This is a genomic window from Methyloceanibacter methanicus (genome assembly GCF_001723285.1).
In the GTDB taxonomy this organism is placed as follows: Bacteria; Pseudomonadota; Alphaproteobacteria; order Rhizobiales; family Methyloligellaceae; genus Methyloceanibacter; species Methyloceanibacter methanicus.
Genome location: NZ_LPWG01000012.1, coordinates 214,332 through 239,378 on the forward strand (window position 1 = coordinate 214,332; position 25,047 = coordinate 239,378).

Genomic DNA, 25,047 nt, shown 5'->3' on the forward strand with positions numbered 1-25,047 from the left:
ATGAACTGCCCGGCTCGATTTGGGGCGATTTCTTTATGGGAGGTTACCCGGCGATCAGGGCGCTTGCGAACACTGTTGCGACCGTGAGATCCGCCGACGTCCCCGGATTGAGGCCGCGATTCTTCAACGATGCGTCGAATGCAGCCAAAGGTCCTGCCATTTCCTTCGGATTGTGGCACTGCGAAAGCCCCGCTTCGATAGGCCGGGCCTCGTCAAGGACTTCTCCGGCCATATGCGTCCCGAATTTGCGCTCGATCAGCGTGTCCGGGATGTGGGCGAGGAAACCGAGATACACATAGGTGGTGACCCAGGGCACGTCGCCCCAGCGCGCTCTGCCGCCGCCGCACCATTTCAGGCCCAGGTCGAAAATGTCGACGAAATCGTGCGCGTAGTTCCAGGCAATGCGGTCGCGGGACCGGGCCGCATGCATGGCCTCGAGCAGCGTCGTGGTGGGCTCCGCCGCCACATCGTGCTCCGGCGCACTCCCGAGCCCGCCGGGCTCGGCCAGACGGATCGCGCGATAGGCGCGCTTGGCGTCCTCGACTGTCAAGGATCGAAGCACCTCGGTCAGGGCCGGGCGCAAGTCCTTGCCGGACGAGATGAGCGCGGCCTGGGCGAGGGGCGCGGCGAGCAGAACGATGCCGAGATTGGTGTTGTGGCCGACGACGCCGCGCGTGGCTTCCACCGCCGCTTCGATGCGTTCGCCGACCGTGAGGCCACTTGCGCCAATAACCGGGGCCGCGGCGGCCGCGCTCTTCTCGAAGTCGGCGGCCTCCATGCCATGGCCGCCGGCATAGCGGTGGACATTGCCCGGCTTGAGTGCGTCGAGTTCGGCAAGGCAAGCGTCATGGAAGGCGGAGGCAACGGCATCGCTGGTCAGCGGCGCGTTCACGCTTCCTCCCGGACGGTCCGAGTGCTGCCGGGCAGGGCCGCGGCGAGGAATGCGTCGACCACGGTGTCCGACAAGCGAAGGCTGGTGACCTTCTGCAGACCGTTCCAGGCAGGCATGGAATTGACCTCCAGCACGAGGAAGCGCCCATCGCGCGCCTGGATGATATCCACACCGGCATAGTCCGCGCCAACGCTAGCTGCCGCGCCGACCGCGAGTTCGGCGAGCTCTTGACTGGCGATCGCCGCCTCGGCCCGGGCGCCGAGCTTGATATTGGTGATCCAGTCTTCCCCGTGCCGGATCATCGAGGCGACCACGCGCCCGCCGCAGACGAACAAACGCCAGTCCTGATGGTGCTCCTGCGCGGGCGGAACGAACTCCTGCAGATAGTAGACACCGTCGACCGCCTCCGGCGGCGACAAATCGCTCGCCGTCTCGATCAGGCGGACGCCCTTGCCTTGCGCCCCGAACAGCGGCTTCTCGACGATCTTGTGACCTTCCGAAGCGAGGCGCGCGACCACCTCCTCCGCCGTGCTGCGATCGACGCCGGCAAAGGTGCGCGGGGTCGGCAGACCGGCCTTCTGCAGGAAGAAGGTCGTCGTGGATTTGTCCACGCAGCGCTCGATGGCGCGGGCATCGTTCCAGACCGTGACGCCGCGTTCCCGCAAGGCATGCAGCAGGCCGAGATAGAGGGTCACCTGTTCGAAGCTGCCGCCCGGAATGAACCGGACGAAAGCGCCGTGCGGACAGTGATCCCCCAGCCCCGGGATGGCGAGGCCGGTCGCGGTTTCCGTGGAGAAGCCGCAAGCGGGCAGGGGCGCGACCACGGGTTTGATGCCCCGCCGCTCGAAAGCACGCCGGAGGCTCCTGCCGTGCCAGTCCCGCCCGTCGCCAAAGAGGACGACGGACGGTGTTGTGGCGGTATCGCTGATCATCGAGCCCTACGAGAAGGAGCGATTGAGAACGGCGTCGTCGATGGCGCCGCCTTCGAAGCTTTTCCCGGTCGACAGGGACGTCACCGTAACCTTCGCCGGGCTGAACAGCATCGGATCGATCTGGTAGAAATCGCCTTTGACGGCGGCGAAGATTTCCGCGAACGGCTTGCCGTAATCCTTCGAGTTCTTGCTCGGGAGTTCCTTGGCGAGTTTCTTCGCAGCCTTCTCGTCACCCTCCACATACAGATGCGCCCGGCCGCCATAGATGATGGCGTCGTTCGTGCGGCCCATGGCTTCCACGAAGCCGGGGACCGGCGGCGGAATCGGCACCGTGGCCATGCCGTCGACGATGTTCTCGAGCGGGAAGTGCAACTCGTGGGCCTTGTGCAGCGCGACTTCCAGGCTCCGGCCGGCGACCTGGACCGAGCCCGCAAGGCTCGAGGTCGGCGCAAACAAGAAGGTCAGCTTCTCGGGCGGCAGGCCGCACGCCTTGGCCACATCCTCGACGAGCGCGGCTGGCGGGGCGTTGTCGGACTCGAGCACGAGCGCGGCGGTCTTCGCCTTGTCCCGATAGCCCAGTTCCTTGAACAGCGGTTCGGACGAGCCCATCGCGCGGGCCGGGCCCGAGCCCAGCATGTAAAAATCCTTGCCGTCGGCATCCTTGCCCGACAGGCTCCAGCCCGCATATTGCGAACCGAGACAGGCCAGTACCGGCTGGCTTGTATGGACGGTGATCAGGAAGGGCCATTTGTCGCCGGTAGCGGCGGTCTCGAAGGACACGACGCCGAGTCCGGCCAGGCAGATTTCCGCGAGATGGCGTCCGGCTTCCAGGCCCCCAACAGCCTCGACGCCGCAGTCGATCAGCGTTTCCCCCAAAGACCCCTTCGACACGCCGACCCGCAAGGCGTCGGCATTGTCGATCAGATTCTGCACCAACGGTGCGACCTGCGTATTCAAGCTTGGTTTTTTCATCTGTTCCTTCGCATTCGCGTGGTGTTCTTATTGCGTGCGTTCGGGATGTTCGGACACCGCCAACGCGCTCAACAGATCGTTGATGCGCGTTTGCAGGAGGCGCCGCGCATCGTCCACCGATCCCGCCCGCGCCAGTAGAGTGCATATCGGACGCTCTTTGTCGATCCGTTGACCGATCTTCGGCAGATCCGCCGCCCATGCGGGCCAGGCCATCTGGATAGGGATCGTGAGCGTCTCCGGCGCGAAGGCGATCGCCGATGCGGCCGCGCTTTCGAATACGGGAGCGCGGGATGGCAAAGCACCGTGCTGCACCGCATCGAGATGGATATCGAGAAGCGGCGTCGGCGTGCTTGCGAAGATGTCGAGCGTAGCGCCGGGGCGCGGGTTGACCTCCAGCAGCACCGGATCGTCGCCTTGCAGCACGAAGTCGGCCGAATTCAGTCCCGTCAATCCGAACGCGGCGGCGAGGCGCAAGATGATTTCGGTCATGCGCGCGCTGGCGCTCCGAGAAAGGTCCGCCGGCTGACAGGCGCCCCCAAAGCGCCACGGCTTGCCGGGGGCCGGCGCGGTCCATTGTTCGCTGAAACCGAGCACGACAGCGTCATTGCCGGCCGCCGCGAAGAGCGCGGAGATCGACCGCCCCGGCACCAGCCTTTGGAAATAGAGATCGGCCCGGTCCTTTGGCGCGCCCGCAAGGCCGATATGGCTGCCACCGGCACCGCCGCGCCGTTTTGCGATCCAGCCCTTCGGATCGCGTGGGGCGCCGAGACGCGTTTCAGGGTGGGCGATGCCGTATCGCCCCAAATCCGCGAAGAAGCGCGCCGGGTCGTGATTCGCGCCACGATGTCGGCATCGTTGCCGAGGAGGACCCACCGTTCCGCCAGCTCTGCGAGGAGCCGGGTTCGGTCCTCGAAGCCCGACCCATAGATCAGGCCGATGAGCGGGGAGGGCGCTCGCGTGCGAGCACTCGAGCGCGGGTGTCAGCGCCGTCCGTTGAAAGCCGGAGGCGATGTCGCCGGGCATTTTGCGCACCCCGTGGGCGAGTGCCTCCGTATCCCGGTCGCGAAGAAATCCGCGACGAGGGGCGTGTAGCCCGCATCCGTTGCGGCGCGGGCCAGCGCCCGGCCCGAGACCGCGGCGATCAGGACCGAACCGCGCGGTTGCCGGGACAACTCAGGACGTGAGCTCTTGGGCGAGTTCGTAAGCGGCGCGGAAGTCGAGATAGACCGGCTTTTCGGCCTTGATCATCTCCTTGAACATGCCGATTTCGGTCTTGTACTTGATGTCGCCGATGGCCAGCGCTCCGATGCCGACCGTGCCGTCGGTACCCTCGACCGGGACGCCATTGTCCTGAATGCCGACGCCCTCGATCCCGAGTGGCGGCACGGCGTTCACGTCCGCGACCACTTTGAGGTTCTTCGCCGGGCTGTATTGGGCAAGGCTCAGGATCTGGCGCCCAGCCGGCCCCGCCGAGAAGATGACATCGGCACTTTGGGCCAGCTCGACCTTTTGCTCTTCGGTCGTGCCGTCCGCATAGTCGAGATCGACGCCGAAGCGGTCATTGGCTTCCATGGTCAGCCGGCGCACCCGCTCCGGGCCGTCATAGCCCACGAGGAACGCCTTGGCGCCGTCCATCGAGGCGATCACGGCGGAGGCGAACGCAACCACGCCCGTGCCGCCATAGACGATCACCCGCTTGTCCTTGAAGTCCGTGTCGAACTTGGTCTTCAGCGCGGTCTTGGCGCAGGCGACCATGGCCGCGGCCGTGGTGAAGGACCCGGCGGGATCGGCGAACACGGACACCTCGAAGGGCGGCACCATGGCCTTCTTGGCCTTGTCCATCATGTCGAGCGACTCGATGGCGCGCTTGCCGCCGATGAAGACGGCTTGCCGTTTGATCCCCTCGGGGCTCCGCGAGAAGATGGCGTCCTGCACGAGGCCGTAAATGTCCTCAATCGTCGCGTTCGTGTACGGAATGGCGTGATCGTAGCCGGCGTCGATCCCCATGTTGATGTCGAACGGGCTCATATATTTGAGCGGTGTGACCATGTGCAGAATACGTGGCGGGGCCATCGTTTGCATCTCCCCAGACTTTTGCGGCCTCGGTGCGTTTTCGCACGTCCAGCCCGATGTGTTGCTCTTATGGAACTCGCTTTAGCACATTGGGCGCAGGTGCAAACAACTTCAAACGCTCAAAGACCGTCGCGGGCCCGATGGACTTACGGTCTTCGCGTCGTGCCCGCGCGCGAGTGGGTGATCTCCGCGCCCTCGTTGCGGCCCTTGGCCACGAGCAATTGCAGCGCCGCACCGGCGTCCGCATCGGACGCGATCCGAAGGAGCCGTTGCGCCTCGGTCTCCGATTGCGCAAAGGCGAATCCCGTCGGCCCCCAGGAGCTTTGGCCGAGCCCCGTCACGCCGGCCGCGCGCAAGGCATCGAGGACCGCGCCAACGCGCGGGCTGGTATAGACGCCGCCCTGGCGGGGCGCGAAATAGTCGCCCATCCGGGCCTGGAGATAGCCCACCTCTTCGCAGAACACGCCGAAATCGCCGGTCTCGAGCGCCGGCAGCGCGCGCTCCACGATGCGTGCTTCCAAGGCGGCGCGCGCCTCCTCGGAATAGGCGGGCGAGGCTTCGAAGGCCGCGATCTCGTCCTCGCCGTCGAGGCCCTTTGTCTCGGGGTCGAAGATCAGCAACGTCCGCCAGCTCGAGGGGAAGGGAACGCGCGCCACGAGTTGCGGCAACGCGCCATCGCGCGGGCCGCTATCGAGCACGGCGCCGCCGGTTTCGAACGTGGCGATGCCGATCCCGGACCGGGCGCCGCGTCCGAGCGTACGGGCAATGTCGGCTGGCGACAGGTCGAGCCCCTCGAGCGCCGCGACGGCGGCGCCCACGGCCAGGGCGAGCTGCGTGCCCGAGCCAAGCCCGGCATGGGATGGGATCGCCTCGGAGATATCGAGCCGATAGGCGCTGTCGAGCCCCTGCGCCTCGGCCAGGGCCCGGAGATAGCGCGCGGCGCGTTCGGCCTCGGGGCCGCTGAAGGCGTCCTCGCGGGCGTGCTGCAGCGTGAGCCGGGTCCATGGCCGGTCGAGCGACAGCCCGAAACTGCCGAAGGGCCGTGCCGTCCGGCCGCTGGGATCGAAGAACCCGAAATGCAGACGCGCGGTCGTGGCGACGCTCACGGCCGATTCGAGATCGTCTTTGCGAGGCTGAGACACGTCAGTGAACGCTGTTTCCATGGGGGCTAGAACTCCAGCGGCATCAGAACATGCCGTTCGCGTTCGCCGAAGTCTCTGGCGCAACCTGCAGAACGTCCCAGTGCTCGACGATCTTCCCCGCCGCGTCCAGCCGGAAGATGTCGATGCCGATCCAATCGGCATCGCCGGGCCACTCTTGAAGACAATGCAGCACCACGAAATCGCCCTCGGCCAAGATGCGCTTGAAGGTCACGCGCTTGCCGGGATAACGGAGCTGCATCTCCTCGAAATAGGCGATGAACCCGTCTTTCCCGTCCTTCACGCGGGGATTGTGCTGAATATAAGCGTCGCCCGCATAGCGCGCGATCGCCTCACGCGGCTGCGATTCATTGAAGGCGAGGTCGTAGAAGGCCACCACGGTATCCTTATTGCGCTCAAGGTCCGGCATAGGCGTTCTCCCCGAACGGCCTCCATTGATCGGTCCGCAGCGCGCCGATATGCTCGCGGGCGTGATTGCGGAAAGAGCGGCGCGCGGTTCGAAGATGTTGCGCCGCACTGTTTCAAAAGAAGAGAGCGATGGCAACGAAAGAGCGCACCTACAGCGACGCGGAAGTCGAGGAGCGTCTGAAGAAAGAGCTCCCTCACTGGTATCTCGAAGACGGCTGGATTCGTCGCAAATTCAAGACGAACAGCTGGAAGGGGACGCTGATGGTGATCAACACCGTCGGCCATCTCTCCGAGGCGGCCTGGCACCATCCCGACATCACCGCCTCCTATGCCTGGGTCGAGGTGCGGCTGATGAACCACGCGGCCAAGGGGATCACCGACAAGGACTTCGAGCTTGCGAAGAAGATCGAGGACGTCGTGCACTGGCAACCGGGCGCCGAGGGCGGCGCGCTGGAAGGAACGCCGGAAGACGACATGCGATTCTCGTATATCAAGTACGACAGGCCCAAGGACTAACCGTTCGCCTGCGCGTGCTCAGTTCCTGGGCACGGACAAGGGCGGTCCGCTGACCCATCTCAGTTGACGAACCCAAGCGGGCAAATTTGTCCGCGAACGCGTCCGGCTGCGCTTGCGCCCGGGAAGCCACCTGTTTATCTGTGTAACGAGTTCAAGAAGAAGACGCCGGGGAGGACAACGAGTTTGGACAGCACGCTCCAACGTGCAGCGGATTTACTCGCACAAGCACGTTTCCCGGTTTTCGGCGGGCTCTTTACGGATGTGAACGGCGCCGCGGCGGCCTTGGCCCTGGCGCAGAAACTGGGCGGCGTGGTCGACCATGCCGCCAGCGAAGGCATGTCCCGGGCGGCGCGCGTCATGCGCGAGACGGGATCCACCCCGGCGAGCTTCGGCGAGGTCCGCAATCGTGCCGACACGATCGTGCTGATCGGCGACAGTCCGCGCGCGCGCGACCCGGAACTCCTGGAAAAGCTGTTTCCCGCCAAGGCCTTGCCGCGGCCGGGCGACAATGCGCGCGAGCTCGTCGTCGTCGGCGCCAAGAAGGGCAAGACGCCGGCCGGTCTTCGCACCACGGAGATCGATGGCAAGACCGCGTTGCCGGAGCTTGTCGCGTCGCTGGGGGCCGCTATCCGCGAGTTGCCGTTTGAGATTCGCGATGCGGCGCTGGCCAAGAAGATCTTGTCCACGGGCAAGCGGTTGCGCGAATCGGCCTTCGCCGTGTTCGTCTATGACCCCGCCGAAATCGAGGAGCCCGTGCTCCACACGGTGCTCGAAGCCGTCCGCCATCTCGTCAAGACCACGCGCGCGGCGACGCTGTCGCTGGCCGCGCCCGGGAACGGCGAGGGCGTCAATCTCTGTTCGACCTGGACCTGTGGCTTGCCGGTGCGAACCAGCTTCGCGGGCGAGACGCCGGAGAACAATATGTGGGCCTTCGAGACCGAACGCCTCTTGAAGAGCGGCGAGGCGGACGCTCTCGTGTGGATCGATGCGCTCGATGGCGCCGATGCCGCACCGCCGACGCGGGCTTTCCGCGGCATTTCATCGGTCGTGCTGTCGTCCAAGCCGGTGAAGGCGGGCCGCGACGACGTGGTGGTCGAAGTGGGCGCCGCCGTCGCCGACCATGACGCCGCGGTCTACCTGCCGCCCATCGCGGGGATCGGCGAGGTCAAGGCAACGTCAGCGGATGCGTCCAAGCCGACCGTGGCGGACGTGTTGAATAAGATCGGTACACTGATCGATGCGAAGAGGGCCGCTTGATGCTCACCCAGCTCAAGGGCGGTCGCGTCATCGATCCCGCGCATAATCGCGATGCGGTGGGCGATGTCTATCTCGAGAACGGACGCATCGTCGATGCACCGGAAGGGCGCGAGCCCGATGAGGTGCATAACGTCTCGGGCAAGATCGTCATGGCCGGCGCGATCGACGTGCATTCGCATATCGCCGGCACCAACGTGACCCTTGGCCGGCAGTTGATGCCGGAGTTGCCGCTCATGGCCTCGGCCGAAGGGCAGCCCATTCTGCCGTCGTCTGCCGCCTGGGGCTCGTACGCCACCGGCATTCGCTACGCGGAGATGGGCTACACGACGGTGATCGAGCCCGCGATGATCCCGACCCATGCCATCCAGGCGCACAAGGAGATGGCGTCGATCCCGATCATCGACGTGGCGGGCCTCGTGATTCTCGGCAATGACGACTACACGCTCAACCTGCTCCGGACGGGCAACGTCAAGAGCGACGAGTTGAAGGATTACGTCGCCTGGACCCTCATGCATTCCAAGGCGCTCGGCTTGAAGGTCATCAACGCGGGCGGTTCCGAGGCCTTCAAGTTCAACGCGCGGACCTTCGATCTGGACGAACAGGTGCCGGAATACGGCGTGACCTCGCGCGGCATCGTCGAGGCCATGCAGCAGGCGATCGCCGATCTCGGCGTCCCGCATCCGCCCCATGTCCACACCAACAATCTCGGCATCGCGGGCAATGTGGACACGGCCGTGGCGACGTTGGAAGCCACCCAGGCCCATCCGATCCACTTGGCGCATATCCAGTTCTACGGCTACGGCAAGGAAGGCGATAAGGGCTTCTCGTCCGGTGCGCCGCGCCTCATGGAAGCGATCAACAAGAACAAGAAAGCGACCGTGGATGTCGGTCAGGTCATGTTCGGGCAGACCGTCACCATTTCCGGCGATGTGTTGCGCCAGTTCACGGCGCGCGCGGCTAACCCCAAGAAGTGGGTCATCAATCAGGCCGATGGCAACGGCACGGGCATCGTTCCGTACAATTATAAGAAGAAGAGCTTCGTCAACGCGCTGCAATGGGCCATCGGCCTCGAGATATTCCTGCTCGCGGAGGATCCGTGGCGGGTGCTGTTCTCGACAGATCATCCCAACGGTGCGCTGTTCGTCCGCTATCCGGAAATCTTCCATCTTCTGATGGACAAGAACGAGCGGTTGCGCTGGTTCGACCGGTTGCCGGAAGCCTCGCGTCAGGTCTCGGGTCTTGCCGGGATTTCGCGTGAACTGACCTTGTCCGAATTGGCGATTATCACGCGGGCCGCGCCGGCGAAGGTCCTGGGGCTCACGGACCGGGGCCATTTGGCGCCGGGCGCCATTGCCGACGTGGCCGTCTACACCGATCAGAAGAACAAGACGAAAATGTTCTCCGCCGCCGACCTGGTGTTCAAATCGGGCAAGCTCGTGGTGCGCAACGGCAATGTCGTGGATGTGAGCTGGGGCCGCTGCTATCACGTGGACCCGGGCTTCGACCGCCAGATCGAAAATCGCGTGCGGTCCTTCTACGAGACCTATTATGGTGCCGACCCGTCATGGTTCGGCGTGACCCCAACCGTTTCCGATCGTCCCGATCGGTTCGCGACCATTCCTTGTGCGAGCTGACATGCCAGAACTGAAAGTCAAAGGCGTCACCATTGTCGAGACGTTCGCGGAAGCCTTCCCGATGGTGGGGACGCGCGTCATCATCACCGCGCCGACCGCCGAATGGGCGATGATTTCCGCGCGCACCATGACCGGGTTCGCGACTTCGGTGATCGCGTGCGGCGCCGAAGCCGGGATCGAACGGGTCGTGCCGAGATCCGAAACGCCCGACGGGCGACCCGGCGTTGCGGTGCTGCTGTTCACCATGGACGTGGACAAGCTCCAGACCCAGCTGCGCAATCGGGTGGGCCAATGCGTCCTGACCAGTCCGGGGTCGGCCTGCTATGCGGGGCTCGAGGGCGAGAAGACGCTGAAGCTCGGCGCGTCCTTGCGCTTCTTCGGCGACGGCTGGCAGATGTCGAAAGTCATCGGCGGACGGCGCTACTGGCGCATTCCCGTCATGGGCGGCGAGTTCGTCTGCGAAGAGAAGACCGGTTTGACGACGAAGGCCGTGGGCGGCGGCAACCTTCTCGTGATCGGCAAGTCCCACAGCGCCGTGCTGGCCGCCTGCACGCGGGCGGTCAAGGCCATGGCGGAGGTTCGGGACGTCATCACGCCGTTCCCGGGCGGCATCGTGCGCTCCGGCTCGAAAGTGGCTTCGAAATACGCCGGCCAGATCGCCTCGACCAATCACGCCTATGCGCCCGGCCTCAAATGGCACGCGGATTCGGAGCTGCCGCCGAGCGCTGAAGCCGTGCTCGAGATCGTAATCGACGGCCTGACGGCCGATGCCATTCACGAGGCCATGCATGAGGGCATCCACGCGATCGCCAAGGGCGGGGCGCGGGAAGGCGTCACGCATATCACGGCCGGAAATTACGGCGGCAACCTCGGGCCCCATCACTTCCACCTTAAGGAGATTGTCGGGTGAGCGCGCTTTGTTTCGAGCTCAAGAGACGGACTGAGCAGCGGCTTGATCTGTCGCCGTTGGTGCCGGCGCGCCTGGACGGTCTGAACCGCAAAGAGATCGAGTCGCTGTCGATCGCCACGACGCGCGAGGCGCTCACCGTCGGCGATGCCTTCAAGGTGAAGGGCAGGGACGTCCAGACCCTGCACTTCGTCGGCACCGACGATCGCTGCGACAAGATCGGCGCCAAGCTGAAGGGCGGCGAGATCGTGGTCGAGGGCGATGCGGGCATGTTGCTCGGCGTGCAGATGAAGCGCGGCAAGATCGCGGTCGAGGGCAGCGCGGGCGTGTCCGTGGGCGCAGCATGGCCGGCGGCGAAATCAGCGTCCGGCGTCATGTGGGCGACCAGGCCGGCGGCGTCGCGTTCGGCGAGACATTCGGCATGAGGGGCGGGTTCATCTCCATCGGCGGCGATGCCGGCGCCCTTGTCGGCGAGCGGTTGCGCCGCGGGCTCATCGTGGTCGGCGGCAAGGCGGGCGACTACGCAGGCGGCCGTATGATCGCCGGCACCGTTCTGCTCCGGGGGCGGCGCCGGCCGCTACGCGGGCTACGGCAACCGGCGCGGCAGTTTGATCTTGGCCGACAAGCCGCGGCACCTCCTGCCCACCTATGTGGACAGCGGCGTGATGGAGTTCGACTATTTGCGCCTCCTGGAAACGTGGCTGCGCGGCCAAGGCATGCGGATTCGCCTCGGCGCCCGCGCGCGCCGGCTCATGGGCGACATGGCCGTTCTGGGCAAAGGGGAAATGCTGATCCTCGACTGACGCGAGGCGGCAGGCACTCACGAGCCGCACTTGACGCCGGATCGGGGCTTCTCCTTTATGCTTGAGGTTTCAAGCTCTTTCGCCTCGCGCATTGAATAATGACGTCTTCGCCCTTTGTCCTTCTCGACGACAGCCTTACCTCCGGTGAGCGCAGCCTGCTGTTCGAATCGGCGGAAGAGATCGTCCGCGTCGACCGGCCGGAGGACGTGGAGGCCGGGCTTCAGCGCATTTCCGATGGGCTCGCGCGGGGTCTCCATGCCGCCGGCTTCTTCGCCTACGAGCTGGGCTATTGCCTGGAACCGAAATTGGCGGGACTGCTCCCCGAGAAGCGCGCGGTGCCGCTGTTCTGGGTGGGGCTCTACGGCCAAGCCCGGAGAATGGGCGACGAGGCGGTCCGGCACTGGCTCGACGCGCGGGGCGGGGCGGGGCACGCGAAAATCTCGAACCTGACGCTGTCCTGGAGCCGCGAGGCGTATGGGCGCGCCTTCCGGGCAGTCCAGGACTACATCGCGGCCGGCGACGTCTACCAGATCAATCTCACGCAGAAATATCTGTTCGACTTCGAGGGTGACCCCACAGCGCTCTACGCCGGCCTAAGACGGAGACAGCGGGTGGCCTATGGCGCTCTGATGGAAATGCCGGAGCTGTCCGTGCTCTCGCTCTCGCCCGAGCTGTTCTTCCGGCGCGAGGATCAGCAACTCAGCACGCGGCCCATGAAGGGCACCGCGCCACGGGCCGGACGCCGCGCGAGGATGCGCGGCTCAAGACCTGGCTCGCCATGGACGAGAAGCAGCGTGCGGAGAACCTGATGATCGTGGATCTCCTGCGCAACGATCTCGCCCGCGTGTCGCGGATTGGTTCGGTGGAGGTGACGGACCTGTTCACGGTCGAGACCTATCGCACCGTGCATCAGATGACGTCTGGAATTACCTCGGAGCTGCGCTCGGACATGGAGCTCGCCGACATGCTCCGGGCCCTGTTTCCGTGCGGGTCCATCACCGGCGCGCCGAAGGTCCGGGCGATGGAGATCATCCGCGAATTGGAGAAGGAGCCTCGGGGCATTTACACCGGGGCCATCGGCACCATCGCGCCCTCGGGGGAATGCCAGTTCAACGTCGCGATCCGTACGGCGGTGCTGTCGGGCGGACGCGGCGAAATGGGCATCGGCGGCGGCATCGTCGCCGACTCGAAGGAAGACTCCGAATACGCCGAATGCCTCCTAAAGGCCCAGTTCCTCACGGAGTCCGTCGGCCCGTTCGAACTCATCGAGACGCTGCGCTGGCAGAGCGAGCGCGGCTACCACCTGCTGGAGCGCCACCTCATGCGCCTTCAGGCCTCTGCCGCTCATTTCGGCTATCCCTTTTCGCGCGACGCCGTCCTTGCGGCGCTGGACGCGGAGGCCGCAACGATCGAGGCGCCCGTGGCCATGGTCCGGCTCCTCCTGTTCGAGGATGGGACCGTCACGGTCAGCGCGCGGGAGATCGCGTTGCCGACCAAGGATACGGTCTGGCGCTTCGTCATCTCGGACCTGCGCGTCGACGAGAAGGATCCCTTCTTCTATCACAAGACCACGCGGCGGCAGTTCTACGACCGGGAGATGGAGCGGCAGAAGGACCTCACGGGCTGCGACGAGGTCGTGTTCCTCAACATGCGCGGAGAATTGACGGAAGGGACGCGGACCAATCTGTTCGTCGAACGGGACGGACGTTTGTTCACGCCCGCGCTCTCCTGCGGGCTCCTGCCCGGGACGCTGCGGGAGGAACTGCTCGACTTGCCGCGGGCGGCCGCGAGCGAAGCGGTTCTGACGGAGGCCGACTTAAGGGACGCGGACCGCCTCTATCTCGGCAACTCGGTCCGCGGTCTCGTTCGGGCCGAGCTGTTGCAGGCGGCCGGCAGTCCCAAACCGGCACTTGCGGACTGACGCCGAAACGGCCCCCGCCGGGGGCCGGAAGACGCCAAATGACGCGAAAAGAAAATGCCCAGATCCGAAGACCTGGGCACTCTCCCGGTGTGCGCTCTGCGAAGAAATCCCCATACAGAGCTTAAGACGGCTGATTTTCGGTCGTCTTGGACGTCTCGTTTTCAGCGGTTTCCTTGGGCTTGTCCGATTGCACCTTCTCGGCGGCCTTGCCGAACGAGGCGGCGATCTCCGACCAGGCCCGCAAGAATCCCTGGCCCACTTCCTGGGCGCCTTGGCGGAGCGGTTCGGCCCGGTCCCAGAGCTCGCGGGCCTTGTCCTTAGCCATCTCGGCGGACTTCTTGCCGGTCTCGGTCAGGGTAGCTTGGGTCTGGCCGGCTTGCTCGACGGCGAGCTTTTGCAGAGTCTCCATCTGGGTGGCCGTCGTATTGCGATAGGCATGAGCGCGGCTGAGCACGTCCTGAAAGCGCAGTTCCATGTTGCCGAGGACGGTTTCGCCGAGGGCGCCGGCGTGTTCGCGCAGGGACCTGACCTGATCGCCGAGCGTTTCCAGCTCGCGCTGCAGATCGTCCCATTCCTTGTCGGCCTGTACGGTCATCTCGGCATCGGTCTTGGTTTTGTCGTCGGTCTTGGCTGTCTGGTCTGTCATTTGAGTCTGCTCAGTCTCTTGGAGATCATCGGTCATGGCGGGTCTCTTGAGGCTTGGACGAAGAATCGAGGTTCAGTTTGGTCGTAGCGCAATCAAGTGACGATAGGACAATTCCCCGCAATTCCTTGTGCCGGGGGCCGACTCGGCCTTTACAGCGATGGGTCCTGTCGCGAAGCGGCGGGCCGGGCGCTGAAGCCGGGCGCGTACGGAGCCTCCAGGGTGCTTCGAATGAGGCTTACACATTTGGTCTGTGGGGGCGGACATCAAGAGGGGCCGCAACTTTTGATTTGAAGCGGGCCTATCGTAGCCTGGGATTGATCGGGAAGCGTGGGCGAACGGACGTGACGCCGGCAAAGGCGCGCCGCGGCGCGTGGCGGCAACGGCAGCCGAGATCGCGAACCAGTGCAGGGGACCAATGCTAGGACAGATTCTGAGCGCGCTGCTGCCGGCGATTATCACCATCATGCTCGGCTATTTCGCGGCGTGGCATCACGACTTCTCCAAGAGCGAGGTGCCGACGCTCAATCGCATGGTGATGACTTACGCCTTGCCGCTGGCCCTGTTCGTCGGCGTCTTCAGCGCCGGGCGCGAGGACCTGCTCGCCGCGACGCCCCTCATTTTGTTCCTGCTGCTGGCAATGGTCGGCACCTATGGCGCGGTTCTCGCGATCGCGATGTTCGGCTTCCACCATCCGCCGGGCTTGAGCGCCCTGCGGGCGTTGATGGCGTCCGCGCCGAGCACGGCCTTCGTCGGCGTCCCGGTGCTGGGCTACCTCTATGGCCCGACAGGCAATATCCCGATCGCCGCGGGCGGCATCATCATCGTGATCTTCCTGCTGCCGGCGACCCTCGTGCTGCTGGGGCTCGACGCCGCCCGAAGCAACGCCACCACCGAACCCGCCGCCGGAAGCCCGGCCAAGGTGCCCCAGCAAGCGGCGCCCCAGCAAGCGGCGCCCCGGCAAGAGGCCGGTATCGCACGAACGCTTCTCGGCTCGCTGAAGCAGCCGATCGTCTGGTTGCCGGGCGCGGGGTTCGTCCTGGTCCTGCTGGGCCTCGATCTGCCGGAGGTCGTGGACCACTCGATGTCGCTCCTCGGGCACGCCTCCTCCGGTGTCGCTCTGTTCGCCTCCGGGATCATCCTCGCAAGCTACAAGGTCACCGTGACCTGGCCCGTGGCCATCCTCGTTTTCATCAAGAACGTCTTGCAGCCCGCCGTCGTTTGTCTCGGCATGCTGGCGCTCGGTTATGGCCAGCCCCTTCTGGGCCAGACCGTCGTCACGACGGCGTTGCCGGCGGTCGCGCTCGTGGTGATGCTCGCGGTGCAGTACCGTACGGCCATCCCGGAAGCCGCATCCGCGCTTCTGATCAGCACGTTCGGTTCGCTGCTCACCATCAGCCTCTTCATCTGGCTGGTGACCTAGGGGGAGGGCCGTCGGGAAACGGCTGTCGTGAAGGTCAGGAAGCCCTCAGCCGCCGCGCGAGCCGGCGGAAGCCGGGCCCGCCAGCTCCGGCTCGGCCTCGTCGGTCTCGTCCAGATGCAGGGTTTCGGCGATGCGGCGGCGGGCGCGATTGACGCGGCTCTTGATCGTGCCAACGGCGCATCCGGAAATCTCGGCGGCTTCCTCGTAGGAAAATCCCGCCGCGCCGACCAGAACCAGCGCTTCACGCTGATCGTCTGGAAGCTCCGATAAGGCTTCCCGAAAGTCTTGCATGTCCATATGGCCGTGTTGCTCGGGGCTGGAGGAGAGCTTGGCGGCATAGGCGCCATCGACGTCCTCGACCTCGCGCTTCTTCTTGCGGCGTTCGGAGAAGTAGGTGTTCCGGAGGATGGTGAAGAGCCAGGCCTTGAGGTTCGTTCCCTCCTCGAACGAATCCAGATTGTTCCACGCCTTGAACAACGTTTCCTGCACGAGATCGTCGGCGCGCTCGCGGTCCCCGCAGAGCGACACGCCGAAGGCCCGGAGGTTACCGATTTGAGCCACGAGTTCGTCCCGCAGGCCCGGTGAAACGGTTCGGGGCAAATCAATTCTCTCCGCTGTCGTCGAGATCCTTGAGAAGTCTCAGCAGGTGCTCGGGAACCGGTTCGTCGGCGACGGAGTCGAACATGGCTCGAACCTGCCGGCCGATATGGGCTTGGAGGGCGGGTGACATCGTTGCTTCCGTCTTGCCAGCAGGGCCGGCCGTTCCGCCGTCCTGTTGCTCGGTGCTCTTACTGGCGTCGACAGCCATGCGCCTGTGAGCCTTGTCCTTGTCGTCTTCGGTCACAACGGTTCCTTATCGGTCGGATCAGCGCGCCGATTGTAACCGATAACCGCTTTGTCTTCTGCACCGTAAAAACCCGCGATCCTTCAATCGGTTCCGGAGCCAAGCGGGTTTTGTGGAAGTTTCGGTCCAGCTTTGTGCGCGATCGGGCACGCGCGCATTGTTTCTTTCGTCCCTCTATGTGAGACAATGGGGCCGTCGACCGACTAATGTCTCTTGCTCTTTGGGGGAGCCCCGTTCCATGCAGCTGTCTCAGACCATCGCGCCGCATCTGCCCTTGCTGAGGCGTTTTGCGCGTGCCCTTGCGGGCTCCCAGAGTGCGGGAGACGCCTATGTCGCGGCGACGCTACAGGTCCTGGCCGAGGATCCGTCCTTGTTCGAAGCCAGTCTCGACCCCCGGGTCGCGCTCTACCGCACCTTCGTCAGCATGTGGAACTCCGTCGGCCTCAACTTGAAGACGGAGGTTTTCGACCGGGGGGACACGCCGGTCGACCGGCAGCTGGAGCAAATCACCCCTTTGGCCCGCCAAGCCTTCGTCCTGAGCTCGGTGGAGGGGTTCTCGGTCGACGAGACGGCAGAAATCCTCAATACCACCCCCAGCAACGTTCAGGCGCTGCTCGACGACGCAGGCCGCGAGATCGCTGCGCAGGTGGCGACCGAGGTGCTCATCATCGAGGACGAGCCGATGATCGCCATGGATCTGGAAGCCATCGTCGAAGGGCTCGGGCACCAGGTTGCCGGCCTCGCCCGGACCCATGCCGAGGCGGTCGATGCCGCCAAGAGCAAGACGCCGGGGCTGGTTCTCGCCGATATCCAGCTCGCGGACGGAAGTTCCGGTCTCGATGCGGTCAATGAGATTCTGGGTTCGTTCGAAGTGCCTGTGATCTTCATCACGGCCTATCCGGACCGTCTGCTCACGGGCGAACGGCCCGAACCGGCATTCCTGATCACCAAGCCGTATCAGCCGGATACGGTGAAGGCGATCGTCTCCCAGGCCCTGTTCTTCGAACAGCACGCCAAGCGCAAGAGCTGATGGCCGCGCGGCAAATCCGTCGACAGCGGTCCTAGATTTTTTGGAAGAACATCAGCAGGAGCAGCAACAGGATGATCGCGCCCACAAGCCCGGATGGAAAGGCCCCCCAGCACGGCTATAGGGCCAGGCCGGCAGCACGGCGAGAAAAACCGCGACCAGGATGATGAGGAGAACTGTTGGGCCCATTTTTGGCGACTCTGATCGTGGTTCTGTGCGGGGATCGTCCGGACAGGGCCGACCATAGACTATTCTTCGCGCTGCGCTAGGCTTCCACAGGTCGTGGCCGGGCGCCGCACTGGCGAAACCGATCGCCAGCCCCCACGTTCTGGTTGTGCATGTGCCGGTCACGGCGCGGGAGGGATTCGAAGTGAGCAGCCCACATCCCATTCTTGTCGTCGAAGACGAGTTTCTCATTGCGCTCGATATCGTGGCCGCGCTCGAAAACGCCGGCTTGGCCGTGGTGGGTCCTGCGAGCACGGTCAGCGATGCCCTCAACGCGATAAAGAGCGGCCCGTTGCGTGGCGCCTTGCTCGATGCGCATCTGGGGGGAGAGTCCGCAAGCCGGATCGCCGACGTCCTGACTTCGCGCGGACTGCCCTTCGCGTTCGTGAGCGGCTACGGGCGCGAGAGTCTGCCGCCCGCGCACAATGGAGCCCCCTTGGTCCGAAAACCGTTCACGGACCAAGAGATTCTGGCGGCGGTCGCCGGGTTTTGACACCGGCGCCGTGCAACAATTCGGGCAATACCGCGTTTGCCGTAAGCGGACACGGCTTACGGCGCGCTCGAAGGGCAGGTGAGGTCGTAAATGTTGCTGACTTGGGCGATTATCTTTGCGGTCGTGGCACTCGTCGCCGGCGTGTTCGGCTTTGGCGGCGTCGCGTCGGCCGCGGCCGGGGTCGCGCGGGTCTTGTTCTTCATCTTCCTGCTCGTGTTCTTGGTCACGCTGATCGCCGCGCTCGTCTGAGGATCGCGCACGCGGGGTGGGCGTCGCGATGAACAGCGCACTCGCCATGGGGACGTTACAGGTGGGTATGAGCTCCGCCGCCGGGACCATCGCGACCGTTCTCGGGATACTGCTTGCCGCCGGGCTTCTGATCTATCTCTACGTTGCGCATCGGAAAGGTCAGGCGCGGGAGGCGGCAAGGCAGCGTCTCGAATCCAATCTCGACCGGCGCACCCAGGAGTTGGCGGACGCGGAGCGGCTGTTCGATGCCGAACGGCAGGCCAGCGAGCAGCAACTGCGGCTCCTGCTGCGTGAGCTCACGCACCGGTCCAAGAACCTTCTCGCCGTGATCCAGGCCATTGCCCGCCAGACTGCGCGGCAGACGGCGACCGTCGACGAGTTCCTCGACCGGTTCGGGGCGCGGCTCCATGCGATCGGTCTGTCGCACGACCTTCTCGTCGCGGACGATTGGCACGGGGCCTCCTTGCGCATGCTGGTGGAGCAGCAATTGGAGGGGCATATGGATGGGCAGACGGACGGTTCGGCTGCCCGGGTCGAGATCGAGGGCGAGGACGTCGTTCTGAAGCCCGAGGCCGTGCACAATCTCGGCATGGCCCTGCACGAACTAACCGCGAACGCGGAGAAATACGGCTCGCTGTCCAGGCCGGCAGGCGCGGTCCATGTGGGCTGGCAGGTGTGCGAGGACGAGAAGACGCTGACGCTTACCTGGGAAGAGCGCGGCGGGCCGGAGGTTCAGGTGCCCTCCAGGTCGGGTTTCGGGCGCGCGATGATCGAGGACATCGTCGGAAAGGCGCTTTCCGGCAAGGTCGCGCTGTCCTTCCCGGTCGAGGGCGTGCGCTGCGAGATCGTCATCCCGTCGTCTCTCATTACCTCGCGTGGCTAGGCGGCAGGCCGGGCGCAGGGTCCCGACAGCGCCGCCGATAAAGCGCTCGTGATCGCCTGTGCGCTGAAGTTGAATTGAAGCTTCGACCGCAATCCATAGAGTCAAGGCATGCTCATTGGCGACATGCACCGCAAAAGCGGCCCACAGGCATGAGCGCCCCAATGGGGAAGGAGCCACGATGGTAACGCGACGACAGATTCTCCTCGGCTCGGCGGGCGCAGCGGCGGCTGCGGCCGGCGGCGTGGCCATTCTGCGCGGTCAGAGCACCACGGCAACAGCCGCGTCCGAGGCCAAATTCGAGATCACCAAGACGCCCGAAGAGTGGCGCAAGCTTTTGACGCCGCAGCAATTTGCCGTGCTGCGCGAAGCCGACACCGAGGCGCGGTGGACGAGCCCGCTCAACAAGGAAAAGCGTGATGGCACGTTTGCCTGCGCGGGTTGTGATCTGCCGCTGTTCAAGTCAGAGACGAAGTTCGAGTCCGGTACGGGCTGGCCGAGCTTCTACGCGCCGATCGATGGCAATATCGGCACATCCAAGGACTTCAGCTGGGGCATGTTCCGCGACGAAGTCCATTGCCGCCGCTGTGGCGGCCATCTCGGCCATGTCTTCAACGACGGGCCGAAGCCGACCGGCTTGCGCTATTGCATCAACGGCGTCGCGCTCAAGTTCATCCCGGCCTAGGTCTCATCCGCCCTCGGATTTCCTATTCCTCCCTGACCGACTCCGGCGTGGCTTCATTCGAAGCGCGCCGGTTTTTTTTGTGGATTGAATCGCCAGAGGCGGAACCCCAGCGCCCGCCCGGAAGTTCTGATCGTGTGGCGGGGTCTGTAGTGCGTTCCCCGCTCGCCGTACGGGTATACGGGGGTGACGGGAGTCGGTCACGGCTCCCCTCGCTCGTCCCCAATAGCCAAGCGCGCTTGCACGGCGCATGCTCGTCCCGCCACGCCCGTCTTTCCAGACATCTTTAGCTTTCGCGCGCGGCGACAGCCTGCTTGGACGCGGTTCGCGGGAGCCAGCGTTCCTTGTCATCGTCGTTTCCGTCTCGTTAACGACATGCTTGCCGGTTAGGCGGTATACCTCTCATTTTATTAACGGAAATCCTGTTTCACTGCGGCAAGCCCCCCGGAAGAAGCTCCCGCAACAGTTTCGACGTGCCTGTTCGGAGGATCGCCAATGACTTCAAGAGTCGCCATGGACCGCGATGGGCTGGAGATCAGCCGAAGCGAGTTCGTCCTCGAGAGCACCACCGACAGTGTGATCGTTCTCGATCGCGATTGGCGCATTCTCTACCGCAACAGGCAGGCTCTCGACCTCCTGAAAGGCCGTGATCTGAGCTTGGGACGAAGCCTTTGGGAGGCCTTTCCGGAAGCTCTGGGCGGCCCGTTCCACAAGAACTACGCATGGGCTCTCAAGCATCAAAAGCCCGTTGATTTCGAAGAGTACCTGGAGTCGATGGAGACGTGGTTCGAGGTCCACGCCTATCCGAGCCGTGATGCGATCTCGCTGTTCTTCAGAGACGTTACGGAGCGGCGGCGCACGCGCGAGCAACTGACCTACCTTGCGACGCACGACACGCTCACCGGAGCCTACAACCGGGCGCATGCCCACGATCGGTTGGATCGCCTGCTCGGCGACTTGCGTGGTGACGCGCAGGGCGTCGCGTTGCTCTACATCGACCTCGACCACTTCAAGGAAGTCAACGATACCTATGGGCATCCGTTCGGCGACGCGCTTCTGAAGGCGGTCACCGCGCGCATGAGATCTCTCGCGCACGAAGACGATGTTCTCGCGCGCCTGGGCGGTGACGAGTTCATGCTCGTAACACGTCAGACAACGTCGCCTTTTGGCCTTTATCAGTTGGCGGAGCGCCTTGTCGATGCACTCAGATCGCCGTTCAACATTGGAGCCTGCCAGGTCGAAGTCGGCGCCAGTATTGGCATTGCCATCGCCCCGCAAGACGGAACGCGGACCGAGGAGCTCCTCCAGAATGCGGATACGGCGCTCTACTTCGCCAAGCACGAGCGCAACAGCTATCGCTTCTTCGCTCGTCAAATGGCCGAGAAGGCGAAGCTGCGGCAGCGGCTCAAGGCCGACCTGGCCGGCGCGCTCGACGCGGGAGACCTCCAGCTCGTCTATCAACCGATCTACAATCTGAAGTCCGGGAACCTCGTCAGGTTTGAAGCGCTTTTGCGTTGGTTCCATCCGGAACGCGGTCCCGTCGAGCCCGCCGAGTTCGTTCCCCTGGCCGAAGAGACGGGTCTCATCGCAGGGATAGGCGATTGGGTGCTACGGGCGGCCTGCTCGGAAGCAGCTTGCTGGCCGAAGGACGTGGGGCTCGCGATCAATCTTTCGCCCGTGCAGTTCCGGACCAGCCTTCCCTTCAAGGTGGCCGACACACTCAACAAGGTCGGCTTGCGGCCCGACCGGCTTCTCTTGGAGATAACGGAAAACGTGCTTCTGCAAAGCAGCGTCGAAAATCTCCGGCTCCTGGACCAGCTTCGATCGCTTGGCGTGAAGGTGGCGCTCGACGATTTCGGGTCGGGCTATGCCTCGCTCGGCTATCTGCGGGAATTTCCGTTCCACGAAATCAAGATCGACCGTTCGTTCGTGGCGGACGACAGCGTCCAGGCCTTCGCCATTGTGGACTCGGTGACGAAGCTCGGACATGCGCGTGGGACGCGCGTCACCGCAGAGGGCGTCGAAACCCAAGAGCAATTGGACCGCGTGCGCGGGATCGGGTGCGACAAGGCGCAAGGTTTTCTGCTCGGGCGCCCGGTCGCGGCGTCGGACGTCCACAATCATGTACGCCGACTGCGCGAGCCGGTTTCGGCCGGAGCGGGGCGGCAGGAACGCGTCCGGACATTCTCAGGGTCACTGACGAAGACGGGATCGTAGCCGGACCGGCGGTCGGCGCGTTCGTTCCGCCGATGTGGCGGTAAGATGTGACGGTAAATTGGCTCCCCGGGCCGGCGTGCCCCGGGCAAGAAATATCAACGGGTTAGAGTGTCAAACCCCGCTATCGGCGCTCATTGAACCCAAAGGGGTTTTTGGCGTAGTGGCAAACCGCCATTGCGGGTCTCATGGCTCGGTCATTGGCCCCAAGGTGAGCACCGAGCTGCGAGTGATGGCTCGCCATCTGCGTGCGATTGTCTCTGACTGCGACCAGGTCGGCCCCTCATTTCGAGGCACGAGGCCATCAGCGGCCGATCGGCTACTAAAGGCCGCTCAGCATTTGGAACAGCTCGAGCGGGAGGAGGCGAGAGGGGCCCTATGACCTTGCCGCTCCGCTACGCCCCCGAACAGCCTTACTGGCACCAGCGCGAAGGCGACAAGGTCAAGAGCGAGATCTATGCGGGCCCCGCCATGCTGGCGCCGGTGACCGATGCGCAAGGCGAGATCACCGGCTGTCATATCACTTGGCTGGATCCGTCGCGGCCGGGCAAGAAGCTCGAGCTGCCCAATCCGGACAAGCCGGATGAGATGCTGGATCCGCGGAAGTTGCGCGGCACCCGCAACAAGGGTGCTATCCGCCTGATCACGCCCAAGGGCTTCACGCGCCTGGTTATTGGGGAAGGCATCGAGACGGTGCTGTCGGTGTACGAAGCGGAGCGGGCCTCCATGCTGGCGGCGTCGACGGCCTATTGGTCCGCGATCGCGCTTGGCTTCCTCGGTGGCAAGGCCCGGGACTCCATTCCGCACCCGACGCTCAAGACGCCGGCGGGGCGGCCGAAACGAATCGGCGGCCCGTGGCCGGAGCTGCAGCCGGAGAAGGATCTCGATCTGCCGGACCAGGTGACGCAGGTCGTGCTGTTGGGTGATAGCGATTCAGAGCCTGTGGATACGGAAATGAAGCTGCGCCGCGCCGCCGCGCGCTGGGATGTGCCCGGGCGCACGATCAAGGTAGCTTGGCCTCCAGCCGGTGCGGACTTCAACGACGTGCTGCAGAACGACGGGCCTGAGCGGGTCAAGGCATTGATCGCCGGCGCCAAGCCGTTCGGCCCACTCTCAATTGATCTTCCATCGGACAGGCCAAAGGCGCGTAGGCGCCGCCACGCAGCGCTCGATGACTGGAGCGGTGGAGGTAGTGTGCCGCCACTGGGCGCTGAACCACCGGGTCCGGTCGACCCAGGGGGTGCCGTCCCTCCTGACGCCGTCAGACGATGTTGGTGGGAACCGGAGAACGATGTTGGCAATGCTAAGCGGCTCATTGCCCATTTTGGGGACGATATTCTGTTCGTGCGCGGCATTGGCTGGCACAGCTGGACCGGCACCCATTGGGAGAAGGAAGGGGCTGATGAGTCGCTTGAGCGGTTTGCGCAGATCACTGCGGAGCGGATCGCATTGGAAAAGCCGCTGACGAACGAGGAGCAGAAACTCTTTGAGCAAGCCGCCCACGCGCTTGAGAAAGATCCAGAGAAGCGCACGGCCGAGGACGCATCCGCGATCGAGCAGCGAGCAAAGGTGCTTGAGGATCTGAACCGCAAGGGCAATCCCAAGGGCCGCTGGTCACGCCGAGCAGGTTACGCCGTGACTTCCGGTAATGGCGGCAAGCTTGAGAGCATGATCAAGCGAGCTATCCCACACAAGGCCAGAGCGACATCCGAGGCTGACCAGGATCCTCTCGCCTTCAATGTGCTCAACGGAACATTGCGCTTCTTCCAGGAGCCAGACCCGGAGTGTCCAGACCCTGATGTGACGCGGTTGAAGTGGAGTGTGCGGCTCGATCCCCATCGTCGCGATGATCTGATGACGAAATTGGCGCCCGTGATTTACGACGCTGATGCCACGTGCCCCGAATGGGACAAGTTCTTGGCGCGAGTCCAGCCGAAACCGCAGATGCGGGCCTTCCTTCGCGACTGGTACGGATATTCGATGACGGCTCTGACCGGCGCACAGGCGTTCGTCTACCACCAGGGCGGCGGAGCCAACGGCAAGTCCACGTTCCTCGAGTGCATCTTTCGTATCCTGGGGCCGTATGGCGCTTCGCTGAACCCCGAGAGCTTCACGGGGCACCAGTCGCGGCGTGGGGATCAAGCAACGCCTGACATGGCGAAACTGCCGGGTGTCAGGGCCCTCCGTGTATCCGAACTGCCCGAGCGCGTGCAGCTGCAAGATAACTTGATCAAGGTTGTCACCGGAGGAGAGCCCATTGACGCTCGAAAACTCAATCAGCCGTTCTTTACCTTCCGTCCGGTCTTCAAAGCATCGATGAGCGGCAACTCGAAGCCGAATATCACGGACATCTCTGAGGGCATGTGGCGCCGGCTGTTCCTCGTCCCCTGGACCGAATTCATCCCGCCAGAAGAACGGCGCGAACTGGAGGAGATGCAAAAGCTCTTCGAGCCGGAGTGGTCCGGGATATTGAACTGGTTGCTTGCGGGCGGTGTCTCCTACCTCGACACCCGGAAGCTCATTGCACCCGAGGACGTGGCGGCGGCCACGGCCGCACACCGCGAAGACATGGACCCGGTTGGTCAGTTCCTCGAGGCTTGCGTGCTACGCGTGCCAGGAAGCCACGTGCCAGGCGGAGTCCTTTATGAGCACTATGTCGGCTGGTGCTACGACTCGGGCCTTACGCCGCTTCGTATGGCCTCCTTTGGGCGTCACGTGCCCAAGCACGGCTGGATCAAGAACAAGGGCTCCACGATCAATTACCTCGACATGAAGATGTCCCCGTCGGCTCCGGCGCGCCGCGCTCCCTCAACGTCTTACGGGGTGTCTTGAGTGTCCCATCTGTCCCAAACCGTCTGTGGCACTAAGCCCATGCAATCGAAGCAAACTTCG

25 protein-coding genes and 2 pseudogenes are annotated in these 25,047 nt (G+C 64.4%); 16 read left to right on the forward strand and 11 right to left on the reverse strand.

The features are described 5' to 3' along the window. Nucleotides 1-43: 43 nt before the first annotated feature. The 7 genes from AUC68_RS10655 to AUC68_RS10685 all read right to left on the reverse strand — a co-directional run bounded on the left by AUC68_RS10655 (nucleotide 44) and on the right by AUC68_RS10685 (nucleotide 6,438). Nucleotides 44-892, reverse strand: a complete 849-nt coding sequence (locus tag AUC68_RS10655) for a triphosphoribosyl-dephospho-CoA synthase (protein ID WP_244500488.1) — start codon at nucleotides 890-892, stop codon at nucleotides 44-46. Further along, nucleotides 889-1,824, reverse strand: a complete 936-nt coding sequence (locus tag AUC68_RS10660) for an ATP-grasp domain-containing protein (protein WP_069437617.1) — start codon at nucleotides 1,822-1,824, stop codon at nucleotides 889-891. Before AUC68_RS10660 ends, AUC68_RS10655 begins: the two co-directional genes overlap by 4 nt. Before the next feature lie 6 nt (nucleotides 1,825-1,830). After that, a complete protein-coding gene (gene mch, locus AUC68_RS10665) occupies nucleotides 1,831-2,796 on the reverse strand; it encodes a methenyltetrahydromethanopterin cyclohydrolase (RefSeq protein WP_069437618.1) in 966 nt (321 codons plus the stop codon). 27 nt (nucleotides 2,797-2,823) lie between these two features. Then, nucleotides 2,824-3,600 carry an ATP-grasp domain-containing protein gene (locus tag AUC68_RS10670; protein WP_158008295.1) on the reverse strand — a complete coding sequence of 259 codons (777 nt, stop codon included), beginning with the start codon at nucleotides 3,598-3,600 and terminating at the stop codon, nucleotides 2,824-2,826. A gap of 369 nt (nucleotides 3,601-3,969) precedes the next feature. Beyond that, the gene (locus AUC68_RS10675; protein WP_141701214.1) at nucleotides 3,970-4,869 is read right to left on the reverse strand and encodes an NAD(P)-dependent methylenetetrahydromethanopterin dehydrogenase; all 900 of its coding nucleotides are present in this window, start codon (nucleotides 4,867-4,869) and stop codon (nucleotides 3,970-3,972) included. A gap of 146 nt (nucleotides 4,870-5,015) precedes the next feature. Then, entirely contained in the window at nucleotides 5,016-6,011 is a 996-nt protein-coding gene (locus AUC68_RS10680) for a GHMP family kinase ATP-binding protein (RefSeq protein ID WP_244500489.1), read from the reverse strand. Nucleotides 6,012-6,054: 43 nt separating this feature from the next. After that, complete coding sequence (locus AUC68_RS10685) at nucleotides 6,055-6,438, reverse strand: nuclear transport factor 2 family protein (protein WP_069437621.1); 384 nt, start codon at nucleotides 6,436-6,438, stop codon at nucleotides 6,055-6,057. Between the two features lie 128 nt (nucleotides 6,439-6,566). Between AUC68_RS10685 and AUC68_RS10690 the strand changes: the two genes are divergently transcribed. The 8 genes and pseudogenes from AUC68_RS10690 to AUC68_RS17805 all read left to right on the forward strand — a co-directional run bounded on the left by AUC68_RS10690 (nucleotide 6,567) and on the right by AUC68_RS17805 (nucleotide 13,475). Further along, nucleotides 6,567-6,953: a 4a-hydroxytetrahydrobiopterin dehydratase gene (locus AUC68_RS10690; protein WP_069437622.1), complete on the forward strand. Its 387-nt coding sequence runs from the start codon at nucleotides 6,567-6,569 to the stop codon at nucleotides 6,951-6,953. A gap of 183 nt (nucleotides 6,954-7,136) precedes the next feature. Then, nucleotides 7,137-8,210: a molybdopterin-binding domain-containing protein gene (locus tag AUC68_RS10695; protein WP_141701215.1), complete on the forward strand. Its 1,074-nt coding sequence runs from the start codon at nucleotides 7,137-7,139 to the stop codon at nucleotides 8,208-8,210. After that, complete coding sequence (locus tag AUC68_RS10700; RefSeq protein WP_069437624.1) at nucleotides 8,210-9,844, forward strand: formylmethanofuran dehydrogenase subunit A; 1,635 nt, start codon at nucleotides 8,210-8,212, stop codon at nucleotides 9,842-9,844. Before AUC68_RS10695 ends, AUC68_RS10700 begins: the two co-directional genes overlap by 1 nt. A 1-nt stretch (nucleotide 9,845) precedes the next feature. Beyond that, the gene (fhcD, locus tag AUC68_RS10705; protein ID WP_193407088.1) at nucleotides 9,846-10,754 is read left to right on the forward strand and encodes a formylmethanofuran--tetrahydromethanopterin N-formyltransferase; all 909 of its coding nucleotides are present in this window, start codon (nucleotides 9,846-9,848) and stop codon (nucleotides 10,752-10,754) included. Continuing rightward, entirely contained in the window at nucleotides 10,751-11,176 is a 426-nt protein-coding gene (locus AUC68_RS15995) for a hypothetical protein (protein WP_083240639.1), read from the forward strand. The genes fhcD and AUC68_RS15995 overlap by 4 nt, the downstream gene beginning before the upstream one ends. Nucleotides 11,177-11,365: 189 nt before the next feature. Further along, complete coding sequence (locus AUC68_RS16000; protein ID WP_083240640.1) at nucleotides 11,366-11,554, forward strand: hypothetical protein; 189 nt, start codon at nucleotides 11,366-11,368, stop codon at nucleotides 11,552-11,554. A 377-nt stretch (nucleotides 11,555-11,931) separates the two neighbouring features. Next, nucleotides 11,932-12,719 (forward strand): annotated as a pseudogene (gene pabB, locus AUC68_RS16005) (aminodeoxychorismate synthase component I); the annotation flags it as partial. After that, on the forward strand, nucleotides 12,711-13,475 hold the full coding sequence (locus tag AUC68_RS17805; RefSeq protein ID WP_280138551.1) for an aminotransferase class IV family protein: 765 nt from the start codon (nucleotides 12,711-12,713) through the stop codon (nucleotides 13,473-13,475). The pseudogene pabB and the gene AUC68_RS17805, both read left to right, overlap by 9 nt. A 121-nt stretch (nucleotides 13,476-13,596) precedes the next feature. Here the strand turns inward: AUC68_RS17805 and AUC68_RS10720 are convergent, their stop codons facing one another. Next, nucleotides 13,597-14,121 (reverse strand): hypothetical protein, encoded by a 525-nt coding sequence (locus tag AUC68_RS10720; protein WP_069437625.1) that lies wholly within the window; start codon nucleotides 14,119-14,121, stop codon nucleotides 13,597-13,599. A 370-nt stretch (nucleotides 14,122-14,491) separates the two neighbouring features. Between AUC68_RS10720 and AUC68_RS10725 the strand changes: the two genes are divergently transcribed. After that, nucleotides 14,492-15,541 (forward strand): AEC family transporter, encoded by a 1,050-nt coding sequence (locus AUC68_RS10725; protein WP_141701216.1) that lies wholly within the window; start codon nucleotides 14,492-14,494, stop codon nucleotides 15,539-15,541. A gap of 45 nt (nucleotides 15,542-15,586) precedes the next feature. Here AUC68_RS10725 and AUC68_RS10730 read toward each other — a convergent pair whose 3' ends face one another. Both AUC68_RS10730 and AUC68_RS10735 read right to left on the reverse strand, forming a co-directional pair. Then, nucleotides 15,587-16,117 carry a sigma-70 family RNA polymerase sigma factor gene (locus AUC68_RS10730; protein ID WP_069437802.1) on the reverse strand — a complete coding sequence of 177 codons (531 nt, stop codon included), beginning with the start codon at nucleotides 16,115-16,117 and terminating at the stop codon, nucleotides 15,587-15,589. Nucleotides 16,118-16,142: 25 nt separating this feature from the next. After that, nucleotides 16,143-16,385 (reverse strand): NepR family anti-sigma factor, encoded by a 243-nt coding sequence (locus tag AUC68_RS10735; protein ID WP_069437627.1) that lies wholly within the window; start codon nucleotides 16,383-16,385, stop codon nucleotides 16,143-16,145. 238 nt (nucleotides 16,386-16,623) lie between these two features. Here AUC68_RS10735 and AUC68_RS10740 point away from each other — a divergent pair, with 238 nt between their 5' ends. After that, on the forward strand, nucleotides 16,624-17,415 hold the full coding sequence (locus tag AUC68_RS10740; RefSeq protein WP_069437628.1) for a response regulator: 792 nt from the start codon (nucleotides 16,624-16,626) through the stop codon (nucleotides 17,413-17,415). Between the two features lie 31 nt (nucleotides 17,416-17,446). Here the strand turns inward: AUC68_RS10740 and AUC68_RS18740 are convergent. Then, a pseudogene (locus AUC68_RS18740) lies at nucleotides 17,447-17,829 on the reverse strand (DUF3309 domain-containing protein). Here AUC68_RS18740 and AUC68_RS10745 point away from each other — a divergent pair. The 6 genes from AUC68_RS10745 to AUC68_RS10770 all read left to right on the forward strand — a co-directional run bounded on the left by AUC68_RS10745 (nucleotide 17,783) and on the right by AUC68_RS10770 (nucleotide 24,987). After that, nucleotides 17,783-18,130, forward strand: a complete 348-nt coding sequence (locus AUC68_RS10745; RefSeq protein ID WP_141701217.1) for a response regulator — start codon at nucleotides 17,783-17,785, stop codon at nucleotides 18,128-18,130. The pseudogene AUC68_RS18740 and the gene AUC68_RS10745 overlap by 47 nt on opposite strands. Nucleotides 18,131-18,220: 90 nt before the next feature. Further along, a complete protein-coding gene (locus tag AUC68_RS10750; protein ID WP_424041310.1) occupies nucleotides 18,221-18,379 on the forward strand; it encodes a DUF1328 family protein in 159 nt (52 codons plus the stop codon). Nucleotides 18,380-18,407: 28 nt separating this feature from the next. Beyond that, the gene (locus AUC68_RS10755) at nucleotides 18,408-19,262 is read left to right on the forward strand and encodes a sensor histidine kinase (protein ID WP_141701218.1); all 855 of its coding nucleotides are present in this window, start codon (nucleotides 18,408-18,410) and stop codon (nucleotides 19,260-19,262) included. A gap of 178 nt (nucleotides 19,263-19,440) precedes the next feature. Then, nucleotides 19,441-19,944, forward strand: a complete 504-nt coding sequence (msrB, locus tag AUC68_RS10760; protein ID WP_069437631.1) for a peptide-methionine (R)-S-oxide reductase MsrB — start codon at nucleotides 19,441-19,443, stop codon at nucleotides 19,942-19,944. 492 nt (nucleotides 19,945-20,436) lie between these two features. Continuing rightward, nucleotides 20,437-22,158, forward strand: a complete 1,722-nt coding sequence (locus AUC68_RS10765; protein ID WP_083240643.1) for a putative bifunctional diguanylate cyclase/phosphodiesterase — start codon at nucleotides 20,437-20,439, stop codon at nucleotides 22,156-22,158. 375 nt (nucleotides 22,159-22,533) lie between these two features. Beyond that, nucleotides 22,534-24,987: a phage/plasmid primase, P4 family gene (locus AUC68_RS10770; RefSeq protein ID WP_069437633.1), complete on the forward strand. Its 2,454-nt coding sequence runs from the start codon at nucleotides 22,534-22,536 to the stop codon at nucleotides 24,985-24,987. Nucleotides 24,988-25,047: the final 60 nt, after the last annotated feature.